This is a genomic window from Pseudomonas sp. CP4 (assembly GCF_047758505.1).
In the GTDB taxonomy this organism is placed as follows: domain Bacteria; phylum Pseudomonadota; class Gammaproteobacteria; order Pseudomonadales; family Pseudomonadaceae; genus Aquipseudomonas; species Aquipseudomonas fluorescens_AO.
Map to the genome: position 1 here is coordinate 3,781,177 of NZ_CP180489.1, position 12,218 is coordinate 3,793,394.

Here is a 12,218-nt window from a genome sequence, read left to right on the forward strand (position 1 = left end):
AGGCGGTGGATCAGCTCGCATAGATGTTGAATGTTTAACCGCATTCGCGAGCAAGCCCGCTCCCACAGTGGTTGTCTGTAGTTCTTGAGATTTTGTATCACCGAATTCGCAGCCCGGGCCCAAACCCCCGATCTGCATTAACTTGAATAGCCGCCGCCGCTCCGGCAGGCTGGCACGATCAACGACCCTCAACCGGGAGAGACACACACAATGGCACTTATCAGCATGCGCCAGATGCTGGACCACGCAGCCGAGTTCGGCTACGGCGTTCCAGCTTTCAACGTCAACAACCTTGAGCAGATGCGCGCCATCATGGAAGCCGCTGACAAGACTGACTCCCCGGTGATCGTCCAGGCTTCGGCCGGCGCCCGCAAATACGCCGGTGCGCCATTCCTGCGTCACCTGATCCTGGCCGCGATCGAAGAATTCCCGCACATCCCGGTGTGCATGCACCAGGACCACGGCACCAGCCCTGACGTCTGCCAGCGTTCGATTCAACTGGGCTTCAGCTCGGTAATGATGGACGGCTCGCTGGGCGAAGACGGCAAGACCCCGACCGATTACGACTACAACGTCCGCGTTACCCAACAAACCGTGGCCATGGCTCACGCCTGCGGCGTTTCGGTAGAAGGCGAGCTGGGCTGCCTGGGTTCGCTGGAAACCGGTATGGCCGGTGAAGAAGACGGCATCGGCGCCGAAGGCGTTCTGGATCACAGTCAGATGCTGACCGACCCGGAAGAAGCCGCTGACTTCGTCAAGCGCACCCAGGTCGATGCCTTGGCCATTGCCATCGGCACCAGCCACGGTGCCTACAAGTTCACCAAGCCACCAACCGGCGACGTGCTGGCGATCGACCGCATCAAGGAAATCCACAAACGCATCCCGAACACCCACCTGGTGATGCACGGTTCGTCCTCGGTTCCGCAAGAGTGGCTGGCGATCATCAACCAATATGGCGGCGACATCAAAGAAACCTACGGCGTCCCGGTTGAAGAGATCGTCGAAGGCATCAAGCACGGCGTGCGCAAGGTCAACATCGACACCGACCTGCGCCTGGCATCCACCGGCGCCATGCGCCGCCTGATGGCCACCAACCCGAGCGAATTCGACCCACGTAAATTCTTCGGTGCCACCGTGACCGCAATGCGTGACGTGTGTATCGCTCGTTACGAAGCGTTCGGTACTGCTGGCAATGCTTCGAAGATCAAACCGATCTCGCTGGAAGCGATGTATCAGCGTTATCTGAAGGGTGAGTTGAACGCTAAGGTCAACTGAGCCTGAGCGTTGAGCTGATTAAAAAGAAACCCGCCGAGAGGCGGGTTTTTTGTGGGCGGGATTTCTCGTGGTAACGATGCTATCCAAAAGTCAGAGAAAATGGCGCTGCCGCGTGCTTAATGGCGTTGAACACTTGGGGCGCCTGTTCGCGATACTGAGGATAGCGATCGAGCACCGTATCAACCGAGGCAAGCAGATGCTGAATGCGCTCTTTGGGTTGGTCGATTTCACAGGTGTGAGCGAACTCCAGGAGTCCTTGTCGTGAGGCGAACATTGACTTGTTGCCCGCCAGATCCAATGCCAGAACATCTTCTGGAATATAGGCCGTGGTGTTGACGATGTCGTAAGCCGGAGCCAGATGCGCGTCGCGTCGCGTCGGTTCGGAATAGAGCAATCCGAAGTTTTTCAAATGAGCGTCGCCATTCCCAACAATGCAGCTCAGAGCGACGCTATCGAAGAGTTGATCAAGCGACGTACGCAAGTGTTTCGCTGGGCAAAACACTCGAACAGCCTTGGCGATTGCCGCATAACTCTTGCTGTACTTCTCGTTAGCCGAGAGCCCCATCAGCACCGCCATGTCTTCAAACCCAATGGAATTGAGCTGGTCGTCGCGATCAAATCGACGCATGACAAACAGCTTGGCATTATCGGAAAGGTAAAACGGTGGAACGGGAATCCCCGCGTCTTTCGCCATGGACATGCAAAGGAATTCGTTGATCGCCAGGCCCGGGAATTCGTCTCTTCCACTCTTGATGATCAGATCCGAGGTTTTGGATGTCACTCTCGGCAACTCTATTTCTTGTCGCTCCGGCACCAGCAACTTGGGTTGAACACCTGAAATGCCTGCCCGCAGGATGTAGCGATCAAGCATGTTGGCGAAGATATCTTCCGTACCGTCCCACGTGAGAATCTCTTCAAGTTTTTCTCCCGGAAATTCTTGCGCCTGCAACAATGCATCAACGGTTTCAGAGCGTACGTGAACCCTGCCAATGGGCGATGTACTGCCGGAAAGCGCCAGTAGCAGCATTGGGTCGACGTTAACAGTCTTGGCCAAGCGGTTGCGCAACTGCTCCAGTACATAGCCTTCTGGCAGGTTCATTTGAAAAACAGGGTGCAACTCCCGCCGACGAAACTCGTTATGCCGTACAGGCATCAGGAGGCTGATCGCCATTTGTGGCGATGCATCTTCGTGATAACGAAAAGTGAAATCCTCGGCATCGCTGAAAAGCCTGCCGCTATTACCTTCAGGGGTACTGACTTGAAGAGAGGCCATTTTCATTCGAATAAATCTCCGATCTCTTCAAGGGTTGGCATCGTTGCTGGAACCACCGAGAGTTCGCAGTCCAAAGCAGCCAAAACGCGCGCGTAAGCGATCATGCCGACAGAAAGGGTACCTTTCTCTACCGCAATGACTTTGTATCGTGTCAGTCCCGCCAGATCGGCAAGTTGAGCCTGCGTCAGGCCACGATTTACACGTTTTTCACGCAACTGAATGCCGAGACGGGTAATTAAAAGAGAATAATCCATGTTGCGCTACCGTAACATTTTGATGTCAATGTACCGTATGCGGAACATTTAATCCATTTGGCTCAAGAGACCCGTCCTCAGGCGAGCTTTTCTGAACGACTATTCTTCAGTTCAACGTGATCGAATGCCTGACGGGCGCGCTCGCTAGCTCCTTGTGGTGTTTGGGTTACTTGTCGTGATCAATATCCAGTTTGGTAAACGTCACCTGCCCACCTTCACTGGTGTAGCCGGTATTGTCCTGCACATATACCCCGGCCTTGAAGTACAGCGGCTTGTTGCGCCACGTCGCGCTGATCTGCGAATCCCACTGATATCCCGCCGCACTGACGCCCAACGCGCCGCCAGGACTCAGATGGATGAGGTAGTTGAATTCGCGATCGAGCTTGATGCCAGTGGCGAGGGTGATGACGCGGCTTTCGTCATCATCGGGGCGCATGCGCACTTTGATCACCAGATTGCCGGTCTCGGTTTTTTCCTTGTACTGGTACTCGAGTTTGAGCATCGGCTTCTGGCTTTCATAGGCGTGAATCTGGCCGATGACGATCTTGCCCGAGCTGGGCACTTTGTTTACCGCGAGGGTGGCGCGCAGCAGGTTATCGGCGTCAGGGTAATACCAGTTGCGCAGGGTGCCGTTGCTGTAGGTTTCGCGCAGTTCGGTGCGCGGATAGACAGCGTTTTCGGTTTTTGACCCGGTGACCGGTGACCAGAAAAACAAGGTCCCGGTATCGGAATGGAAGTATTGATCCTTGAAGCCTTTCACCAGTTTTTCGGTTTCGACGGTGTATGGCGGGCTGCCAACGGGAACGCTGAGGTTCCAGGTTGCGAGATCGATCATGTCGGTGCTTCCACTCGATTCATCCTGAACGCGGGTGCCAGAAGCTCTAGCCCGCGCCTTTTCGGGGCGCCTTTATAAGCGTAGCGGCTATTTTTGTTAATGCCCGTCCGGCGGTTGATTGGCGTCAACATCCTGTCGAAATGCCATCCTTCCCGGTTTTCGGGGGCTGTAGGCGTGACCGTTAGTCGGCTCGACGGAACAATGGTCGAATGATGGCGCCATGACAGCTTCTGCTTTATGGGAACCGCGACTAGAGTGAAGGCTCAGTACGTCTATGGTTTTTGCCGGCAACGGCTTGATAAGAGAAGCAGCATGGAATGCGCGCAACCCCAGCCAGGTGAAGGCAGCTCGGTCCTTTTGATCGTCGATGATTACCCCGAAAACCTGATCAGCATGCGCGCGTTGCTGCAGCGTCAGGATTGGCACGTGATGACCGCCGCCTCCGGTTTCGAGGCGCTGAACCTTTTGCTCGAATACGACATCGATCTGGTCCTGCTCGATGTGCAGATGCCCGGCATGGACGGTTTCGAGGTTGCGCGGCTGATGCGCGGCAGCCAGCGCACGCGGCTGACGCCGATCATTTTCCTCACCGCCAACGAGCAATCCCAGGACGCCGTGATCAAGGGCTATGCCAGTGGCGCGGTGGATTACCTGTTCAAGCCGTTCGATCCGCAGATTCTCAAGCCCAAGGTCCAGGCGCTGCTCGAGCACCAGCGCAATCGCCGTGCCTTGCAACGCCTGAGTCATGATCTGGAAGTGGCGCGGGCCTTCAATGCTTCAGTGCTGGATAACGCCGCCGAAGGCATTCTGGTGCTGAGCGAGGACGGCGTGATCCGTTTTGCCAATCCGGCGATTTCACGGCTGCTCAATGCGCCGGTGAAGGAACTCGAGGGCAAGGAGTTTCTCGATTTCCTGCAGAAGCCGCACATTCCGCTATGGGCCGATTCCGAGTTCTACGCCGGCTACCAGCGCGGTGAAACCCTGCGTCTGCATGATGCATTGTTGCGTACGGCGCCGGGGCAGCAAGTGCCGGTGGCCTTGTCTTGTGCTCCGCTGCCCTCGGAGCAGCATGCAATGGTTGTGACGGTGCTGGACATGTCGGTGGTGCGTCACTTGCACCAGCAACTGGAGTTCCAGGCGGTGACCGATCCGCTGACCGGGTTGCTCAACCGACGCGGGTTCTACCAGACCGTGGAAAACCTGCTGCTGCGCGGCGAGCGCAGTGACAGCAGCTGGGTGTTGCTCTACCTCGATCTCGACGGTTTCAAACGCGTCAACGACTCCCTTGGCCACGATGCCGGCGACCGCGTGTTGCGCTGGGTTTCCGAGCAACTGAAGGCGTGCCTGCGGCCGTTCGATATTCTCGCGCGCATGGGCGGCGATGAATTCACCGCGCTGCTGGATCTGGAGTTTCCCGAGCAAGCGGCGAAGATTGCCGAGAAGCTCATCGAGCGTGTGTCGGTCTGTCAGCAGATCGAAGGTCTGGATATCGTCCTTGGCGCCAGTATCGGCATCGCTACTTATCCCGACTGTGGCCGTAACCTCGACGGCTTGCTGCGCGCCTCGGACATTGCCATGTACGAAGCCAAGCGTGCCGGGCGTCAGCAATATCGCTTCTATGATCATGAGATGAACGGCCGCGCACGCTCGCGTCTGATGCTTGAAGACAGCGTGCGCGAGGCCATCGAAAACCGCGATTTCAACCTGGTCTATCAGCCGCAGGTAGCGATTGGCAGCGGGCAGATCCGTGGGTTCGAAGCGTTGCTGCGCTGGCAGCACCCGAGCGTCGGCGATGTGCCGCCGGGGTTGTTTCTGCCGTTGCTGGAAGAGGCGCGCTTGATCAGTCGCCTCGGCAGCTGGATCTATCACCGTGGCGCCGGTCAGCGCAAAGCCTGGGAAACCTTGTTCGCCGAAGATCTGGTGCTCGGCGTGAGCCTGAGCAACACCCAGTTCGGCCTGCCGAATCTGGTCACTGAATTGCGTCAGGTCATGGAGCGCCATGCGCTGCAGCCACGGCAACTGGAAGTCGAAGTCACCGAAGAAGCGTTGATGCATAACCCGGACGAGACCCGCAAGCAACTGCGGCTGCTGCGTCATCTCGGGGTGCGCGTGGCGCTGGACGATTTCGGTTCAGGGCCGTGCTCGCTGGCGCATCTGCGCGATCTGGAACTGGACACTCTGAAGCTCGATCGCCACTTGATCGCGCGCCTGCCGGACTCGCCACGCGATGCGGCGCTGGTGCGCATGGTCATCGACCTGTGCAAGCAATACGGTCTGCTGGTGATCGCCGAAGGTGTAGAAACCATCGAACAATATCAGTGGCTGCAAGCCCATGGCTGTGAGTACGTGCAGGGCTTCCTGGTGGCGCGCCCTCTGGTCGCCGAGGACGCCGTGCGCTTCGCCGAACCGTTTGACTGGAGCGCGCTGGCCGGCTGAATTCGCTACACTGGCGCACCTTTTCCGAACCGCGTCGCTCGTCCATGACTGTGTTGAAATACCTCCAGGCCTATCCCGAGCGTTTGCAGGATCAGGTGCGCCAGCTGATCGCCGAAGGGCGGCTGGGTGATTACCTCGATCAGCGCTATTCGGGACGGCATGACGTACAGAGCGACAAGGCACTGTACAGCTACGCGCTGGATCTCAAACAGCAGTATATGCGCAACGCGCCGGCCATCGACAAAGTGCTGTTCGACAACCGCCTCGACCTGACCCACCGCGCCCTCGGCCTGCACACCACGGTGTCACGGGTGCAGGGCGGCAAGCTCAAGGCCAACAAGGAAATCCGTATTGCCGCGCTGTTCAAGGACGCCGCGCCGGATTTTCTGAAGATGATCGTGGTGCACGAGCTGGCGCACTTCAAGGAATCGGACCACAACAAGGCGTTCTATAAACTGTGCGAGCACATGCTGCCGGGGTATCACCAGATCGAGTTCGATCTGCGTGTGTACCTGACGTGGCGGGATATGCAGGCTTGACCAATCAGGAAGGTGTGATGGACGTCAGCAAGACCAAAAGCAGTTTCTACCGCCGTTTGTACGTGGCCTATCTGATCGACAGTGGCTTGGCGCCAAGCGTGCCGGCGCTGACCGAAGTCACCGGCATGCCTCGACGCACGGCGCAGGACACCATCGCCGCGCTGGCTGATCTGGACATCATCTGTGAGTTCGAACAGGAGGAGGGCGCGCGCAATCATGCCGGGTGCTATCGGATTCGCGAGTGGGGAGCGATTGATTGCGGCTGGATCGAGCGCAATTTGCGGCAGATAAAGGCAGTGCTTGAATATCCCTGATTCCTGCGCCGACGGTTCTGACGCCTTCGCGAGCAGGCTCGCTCCCACAATGGATGCGCATTCCCTGTGGGAGCGAGCCTGCTCGCGAAAGGGCCTTCAGGACCGACGCATGCCGATATGTGGAATGTCATCCTCGAGATATTCCTCGCCGACTGCGACAAATCCGTACTGGCCGTAATACCTCTGCAAGTGTGCCTGCGCCGACAGATAGATCGGTACCTGCGGCCAGTGCTTTTCGGCCTGCTTCAGCGCCTGTTCCATCATCGCGTGGCCCAACCCTTTGCCACGGCCGGCGGGCGCGGTCACCACGCGGCCAATCACCACGTCGCCGCCCTGGGATTCCGGATCCAGCAGGCGCAGGTAAGCCATCAGTTGATCATCCACCCAGCCCATCAGGTGATGGGTATCGCCGTCCAGATCCTGGCCGTCGAGATCCGGATAGGCGCATTTCTGTTCGACCACGAATACATCAGAGCGCAGCTTCAACAAGGCGTACAACTGCTCTTTGCCCAGATCACGATGATGTTTGCAGATCCACTCGATTGTCATTTTTCGATTCCTTGACCATGTCGCCCGATACTAAGCGCAGCAGCGCCGTATGTCTGTATGGCGCAACAGTCTGTGATAAAGGTCAAAATGCCACTATTCCTTTCTCACGCTGGCTGCGACTTTGTGTAATCTGCTGAAGAGCACTGTCCACTGGCTCCCATGAGCTAATGTTCAATGCTTGGGTTTTGCCGGTAAGGGGCCTTGGATTTTGACGTGAAACCACGTCGGGCGGTTGCCCGCTGAGGATGTTCAAGCATGCTGCGATTGCTTCAAGCCGTTGCGTTGATCGGACTGCTGGTGCTGGGCCAGGATGCTTTGGCGCAGAAGCTGCGGCTGGCGTTCGATAACTGGCCGCCGTTTACCGACGATGCGCTGGTCAATGGTGGCCTGGCCACCGACATCGTAAGCACCGCACTGGCTCGCGCCGGTTATGCCAGCGGCTACGAGCAAGTGCCGTGGGCGCGAGCATTGCTGGGGATTGGCGAAGGGCGTTACGACGTGCTGGTCAACGCCTGGTACAACGACGAGCGCACGCAGATCGGCCAGTTTTCCGCTGAGTACCTGATCAACCGCATCCGCTTCCTCAAACGCAAAGACGCACCCATTGAATACAACACCCTTGAGCAACTGCACACCTATCCGATTGCGGTGGTGCGCGGCTATGCCTATTCCGCACCGTTCGATGCTGACACCGCGATGCAGAAGGTCCCTGTGCACAACTTCGCCATGGGCGTACGCATGCTCTCGGCGGATCGGGTCAAGCTGACGCTGGAGGATGAGTACGTAGCGAAGTATTACCTGGCTCGGGAATCGGCCAAGGTGCGCAATTCGGTGGAGTTTCTAGCCAAGCCGTTGAGTGAGAACAGCCTGCACATACTGGTCAGCCTGCAGAACCCACAGCATGAGCAGATTGTCGCGGGGTTTGATCGGGCGATTGCCGCGATGAAGGCTGACGGCACCTATGAGAAGTTGTTGCGGCGGCATGGAATGTAGTTGGTAGCTACAAGTTTCAAGCTGCAAGCTTCAAGTTAGAAGCCGGGGCAGCGTCTGGCTTGCAGCTTGCAGCTAGACCTCTTTGATCAAATGCGCCGCCAACGTCCGAAGTGGCCCCAACTGCCGGCAAATCAGCGCCAGCTGCGTCTGCACCAGTCGCTGGCCCTCATCGATTTCATCTGGCATCTGTTCCAGTTCATTGGCCAGCGCTTCTTCTTCATCACTTTGAATCGCAATCGGCTGCTTGCTCGCCAGGCCTTGAGCGATTTCGTCGATGCTGGTGGCCAGTCTCACCCCGGCGCCTTCGATCAAATGCTCGCGCACATCCGCCGGCAGTTGCGTTTCGCGGTGCGCGCCGAGGCCGGAAAGGTAGCTGAGCAACGTGTGCGACAGCACCAGGAAACGAAAACCGACATCCGCCTCCTTACGGAAATGCCCCGGCTCCATGAGCATGTTCGCCAGTGTCGTCGATAGCGCAGCATCAGCGTTGTGCGCGTTGCGGCGCGCCAGGCGATAGGCGAGGTCGTCGCTCTTGCCGGCGGCGTATTGCTGCATGATCTGGCGCAGGTAGATGCTGTTGCAGGTCAGAGTGTTGGCCAGCACTTTGTTCAGACGCCGACCCTGCCAGTCTGGCAGGAACAGGAACACCGCCAGCCCTGCGATCAGGCTGCCCAGCAATGTATCGAACAGCCGGGGCAGGAACAGCCCGTAGCCGTCGCCGACCTGGTTGAAGCAGAACAGCACCATGATCGTGATCGCCGCCGTCGCCAGGGTGTAGCGGGTGGTGCGGTTGGTAAAGAACACCACGCCGGCAGCAATGGCGAAGCACGATTGCACCACCGGGTTGGGGAACAGATCGAACAGCGCCCAGGCCACCGTCAGACCAATGGCCGTGCCGATGATCCGCTGGCCGAGCTTGCGCCGGGTGGCGCCGTAGTTCGGCTGGCAGACGAACAGCGTGGTGAGGATGATCCAGTAGCCTTGCGACGGGTGGATCAGGTGCACCATGCCGTAGCCGATGCTGAGTGCCAGCGGCAGGCGCAGGGCATGACGGAACAGCAGAGAAGTCGGCGTCAGTTGCGTACGCAGGCGAATCCATACGTCCTTGAGGTTGCGCGGTGAGCGGTCGAGCAGGCTGCTGTCGGTAGCATCAGCCAAGGCGTCAGGATTGCTGGCATCGCTGAGCAAGCGATCGAGGGTGCCGAGGTTGGCCGCCAGTGCGCGCAGCGAGCGCAGCAGGCCGCGCCATGCCGGGTTGCTCTGGATGCGCAAGTGTTCGAGGGAGGCATGCAGGTCGCTCAAAGCTTCGGCGAAACTAGCGTCGTAGATGAACGGCTGGCGCATCTGGATTGACTCGGCCAAGGCCCGGCAGGCCTTGCCTTGCTGGCGCAGCAGGCGCTGGCAGCGAAACAGCACGTCGCTGTGGAAGAATGCCTCGGCCAGCGCGTTGTAAGGGTAGTGCGAAGAGCTGGCGCGTTCGTGGATGTCCTGCGCAAGGAAGTACAGCTTCAGGTAACGGCTGACTTTCGAGCCCGGTCGACCATTGCCGACCCGGTGCAGGATGATTTCCTTGGCGGTGTTGAGTGCGGCGACCACCCGGCCGTTCTGTTGCGCCAGTTCGAGGCGGCGGGCCTCGACGTCCATCTGCCGGATCGGCTCGAACAGCGAGGATTTCAGCTTCAGATACAGGCCCAGTTCGCGGAACAGCCGCGCCAGACTCTGCTGCACCGGTTGATTGGAAAACAGCGCCTGCCACAGCACCGAGAGCAAGCCATACCACGCTGCACCGGCGACCAGCAGCATCGGTTCATGCCAGAAATCGGTAACCGCGCCGCCGCGCTGATCGACGCCGATCATCGTGTACACCGAGAGAATCAGCGTCGCCGAGGCGATCGCACCGTATCGCTCGCCCAGCGCGCCGAGCATGGTCAGGCCGAAACTGGCCAGCGCCAGGGCCACGGCAAAAATGATCGGGTAGGGAAAGAGCAATTCCACCGACAGCGCGGCGATGCTGAAACACACCAGCGTCACCGCCAGAGCGTTGAGACGCCCCTGCCAACTGTCGTCGGTCTCGGCCAGGGCGCTGGCGATGATGCCGAGGAACAACGGGATCAGCAGGCCCATTTCATCCTGATACCAGCACAGCGCCATGCTGCCGGTCAGGGCGATGAATACCCGCACGCTGTAGCTGAATTTATCCAGCGCCCACAGGCGCCGCAAAGACTGACGAAACGAGGTCGAGGACATGAAGTGCGAAGGCCTTCCGAGGCGATGCCGCTAAATTGAGCCAGTAATGACGCCGACGCAATGGCGCCGAGCACATCTGACAGCAAAAAGTGTTCCTTTGAGGTCTTGTGCCGAACTAAATCTCAAATGGCGTACATATCCCTGTGGGAGCTGGCTTGCCAGCGATGGCGGTCTGACATTCAACATTGATGTACCGGCCTCATCGCTGGCAAGCCAGCTCCCACAGAGATTGCATTTCACATTCGAGAGAATGGGATCAGACGTATTGCGCGGCAGCGTAACCGGAGGCCCACGCCCATTGAAAGTTGAACCCGCCCAGATGCCCGGTAACGTCGAGCACTTCGCCTATAAAATACAGCCCCGGGCTTTTCAGCGACTCCATGGTCTTGGACGACACCTCGCGGGTATCGACGCCACCCAGGGTCACTTCAGCCGTGCGATAGCCTTCAGTCCCCGCCGGTACAACCTTCCAGCTGCCAAGCTTCTCGGCGATCTCCGCCAGTTCCGCGTGGGTGTACTGCTTCATTGGTTTGGAAACGAACCAGTTATCCGCCAGCAGGTTGGCCATTTTCTTGGTGAAAATCTCGCCAAGCAAAGTCTTCAGTTCACTGTTCGGGCGCTCGGCGACTTGCTCTTGCAGCCAGCTCGCCGCGTCGTGATCCGGCAGCAGGTTGATCTCCACCGTGTCGCCGGGCTCCCAGAACGAAGAGATCTGCAGAATCGCCGGGCCACTGAGGCCGCGATGGGTGAACAGGATGTTTTCGCGAAAGCTCTGGTCATTGCAGCTGACCAGACAATCCACCGAGGTCCCGGACAGCTCTGTGCACAACTCCTTGAGCTGGTCGGTAATGGTGAACGGCACCAGCCCGGCGCGGGTCGGCAGCAGTTCATGGCCGAATTGTCTGGCGACCTGATAACCGAAACCGGTGGCGCCCAGGGTCGGGATCGACAGGCCGCCGGTGGCGATCACCAGAGACTGGCACTGAACCTGGCCAAGTGTGGTGTCGAGGAGATAACCGCTGTCGATTTTTTCAATGGTCTGGATCGAGGTGTCCAGACGCAGATCGACACCGGCCTGATCGCATTCATCGAGCAGCATGCCGAGGATGTCGCTGGATTTGTTATCGCAGAACAGCTGGCCGAGTTTCTTCTCGTGGTACGGCACGCCGTGTTTGCCGACCAGACCGATGAAATCCCACTGGGTGTAACGCGCCAGCGCGGATTTGCAGAAATGCGGGTTCTGCGAGAGGAAATTGCTCGGTTCGGTGTACATGTTGGTGAAATTGCAGCGACCGCCTCCGGACATGAGGATTTTCTTGCCGGCCTTGTTCGCGTGGTCGAGCAGCAACACCTGACGCCCGCGCCCGGCGGCGGTCAGGGCACACATCAAGCCGGCCGCGCCAGCGCCAATGATCACGACTTCGGTAGAGCGCAAAACGGTGTCCTCACACAAATGATCGTTCCCACGCTCTGCGTGGGAATGCCGCCATGGACGCTCTGCGT

General features: G+C 58.6%; 11 protein-coding genes. 5 read left to right on the forward strand and 6 right to left on the reverse strand.

From position 1 onward, the window contains the following. Window positions 1-210: 210 nt before the first annotated feature. Window positions 211-1,275 (forward strand): class II fructose-bisphosphate aldolase, encoded by a 1,065-nt coding sequence (gene fba, locus ACMYUN_RS16910; protein WP_008081027.1) that lies wholly within the window; start codon window positions 211-213, stop codon window positions 1,273-1,275. A gap of 79 nt (window positions 1,276-1,354) precedes the next feature. Here the strand turns inward: fba and ACMYUN_RS16915 are convergent, their stop codons facing one another. The 3 genes from ACMYUN_RS16915 to ACMYUN_RS16925 all read right to left on the reverse strand — a co-directional run bounded on the left by ACMYUN_RS16915 (window position 1,355) and on the right by ACMYUN_RS16925 (window position 3,637). Next, entirely contained in the window at window positions 1,355-2,554 is a 1,200-nt protein-coding gene (locus tag ACMYUN_RS16915; RefSeq protein ID WP_415761185.1) for a type II toxin-antitoxin system HipA family toxin, read from the reverse strand. Continuing rightward, the gene (locus ACMYUN_RS16920) at window positions 2,551-2,802 is read right to left on the reverse strand and encodes a helix-turn-helix domain-containing protein (protein WP_415761186.1); all 252 of its coding nucleotides are present in this window, start codon (window positions 2,800-2,802) and stop codon (window positions 2,551-2,553) included. The genes ACMYUN_RS16915 and ACMYUN_RS16920 overlap by 4 nt, the downstream gene beginning before the upstream one ends. Before the next feature lie 166 nt (window positions 2,803-2,968). Beyond that, window positions 2,969-3,637 carry a polysaccharide lyase family 7 protein gene (locus tag ACMYUN_RS16925; RefSeq protein ID WP_415761187.1) on the reverse strand — a complete coding sequence of 223 codons (669 nt, stop codon included), beginning with the start codon at window positions 3,635-3,637 and terminating at the stop codon, window positions 2,969-2,971. A gap of 312 nt (window positions 3,638-3,949) precedes the next feature. On the opposite strand from ACMYUN_RS16925, the gene ACMYUN_RS16930 reads away from it, so the two are divergent. The 3 genes from ACMYUN_RS16930 to ACMYUN_RS16940 are packed head-to-tail and all read left to right on the forward strand — an operon-like array spanning window position 3,950 to window position 6,926. Continuing rightward, window positions 3,950-6,073: a putative bifunctional diguanylate cyclase/phosphodiesterase gene (locus tag ACMYUN_RS16930; RefSeq protein WP_415761188.1), complete on the forward strand. Its 2,124-nt coding sequence runs from the start codon at window positions 3,950-3,952 to the stop codon at window positions 6,071-6,073. 44 nt (window positions 6,074-6,117) lie between these two features. Continuing rightward, window positions 6,118-6,612, forward strand: coding sequence for a M48 family metallopeptidase (locus ACMYUN_RS16935; protein ID WP_039757611.1), 495 nt, complete (start codon window positions 6,118-6,120; stop codon window positions 6,610-6,612). 17 nt (window positions 6,613-6,629) lie between these two features. Further along, window positions 6,630-6,926: a winged helix-turn-helix domain-containing protein gene (locus ACMYUN_RS16940; protein WP_415763981.1), complete on the forward strand. Its 297-nt coding sequence runs from the start codon at window positions 6,630-6,632 to the stop codon at window positions 6,924-6,926. 96 nt (window positions 6,927-7,022) lie between these two features. Here ACMYUN_RS16940 and ACMYUN_RS16945 read toward each other — a convergent pair whose 3' ends face one another. Further along, window positions 7,023-7,475: a GNAT family N-acetyltransferase gene (locus ACMYUN_RS16945; RefSeq protein ID WP_415761189.1), complete on the reverse strand. Its 453-nt coding sequence runs from the start codon at window positions 7,473-7,475 to the stop codon at window positions 7,023-7,025. 255 nt (window positions 7,476-7,730) lie between these two features. Here ACMYUN_RS16945 and ACMYUN_RS16950 point away from each other — a divergent pair, with 255 nt between their 5' ends. Then, on the forward strand, window positions 7,731-8,468 hold the full coding sequence (locus ACMYUN_RS16950; protein WP_415761191.1) for a substrate-binding periplasmic protein: 738 nt from the start codon (window positions 7,731-7,733) through the stop codon (window positions 8,466-8,468). Window positions 8,469-8,540: 72 nt separating this feature from the next. Here ACMYUN_RS16950 and yccS read toward each other — a convergent pair whose 3' ends face one another. Both yccS and ACMYUN_RS16960 read right to left on the reverse strand, forming a co-directional pair. Next, window positions 8,541-10,715: a YccS family putative transporter gene (yccS, locus tag ACMYUN_RS16955; RefSeq protein ID WP_415761192.1), complete on the reverse strand. Its 2,175-nt coding sequence runs from the start codon at window positions 10,713-10,715 to the stop codon at window positions 8,541-8,543. A gap of 256 nt (window positions 10,716-10,971) precedes the next feature. Beyond that, window positions 10,972-12,150 (reverse strand): NAD(P)/FAD-dependent oxidoreductase, encoded by a 1,179-nt coding sequence (locus tag ACMYUN_RS16960; protein ID WP_129997783.1) that lies wholly within the window; start codon window positions 12,148-12,150, stop codon window positions 10,972-10,974. Window positions 12,151-12,218 lie beyond the last annotated feature (68 nt).

What these genes read in the sequence shown, in the direction of transcription:
- fba (WP_008081027.1), top strand. Translation starts at nt 211, where the DNA reads ATGGCACTTATCAGCATGCGCCAGATGCTGGACCACGCAGCCGAGTTC.
- ACMYUN_RS16915 (WP_415761185.1), bottom strand. Translation starts at nt 2,554, where the DNA reads ATGAAAATGGCCTCTCTTCAAGTCAGTACCCCTGAAGGTAATAGCGGC.
- ACMYUN_RS16920 (WP_415761186.1), bottom strand. Translation starts at nt 2,802, where the DNA reads ATGGATTATTCTCTTTTAATTACCCGTCTCGGCATTCAGTTGCGTGAA.
- ACMYUN_RS16925 (WP_415761187.1), bottom strand. Translation starts at nt 3,637, where the DNA reads ATGATCGATCTCGCAACCTGGAACCTCAGCGTTCCCGTTGGCAGCCCG.
- ACMYUN_RS16930 (WP_415761188.1), top strand. Translation starts at nt 3,950, where the DNA reads ATGGAATGCGCGCAACCCCAGCCAGGTGAAGGCAGCTCGGTCCTTTTG.
- ACMYUN_RS16935 (WP_039757611.1), top strand. Translation starts at nt 6,118, where the DNA reads ATGACTGTGTTGAAATACCTCCAGGCCTATCCCGAGCGTTTGCAGGAT.
- ACMYUN_RS16940 (WP_415763981.1), top strand. Translation starts at nt 6,630, where the DNA reads ATGGACGTCAGCAAGACCAAAAGCAGTTTCTACCGCCGTTTGTACGTG.
- ACMYUN_RS16945 (WP_415761189.1), bottom strand. Translation starts at nt 7,475, where the DNA reads ATGACAATCGAGTGGATCTGCAAACATCATCGTGATCTGGGCAAAGAG.
- ACMYUN_RS16950 (WP_415761191.1), top strand. Translation starts at nt 7,731, where the DNA reads ATGCTGCGATTGCTTCAAGCCGTTGCGTTGATCGGACTGCTGGTGCTG.
- yccS (WP_415761192.1), bottom strand. Translation starts at nt 10,715, where the DNA reads ATGTCCTCGACCTCGTTTCGTCAGTCTTTGCGGCGCCTGTGGGCGCTG.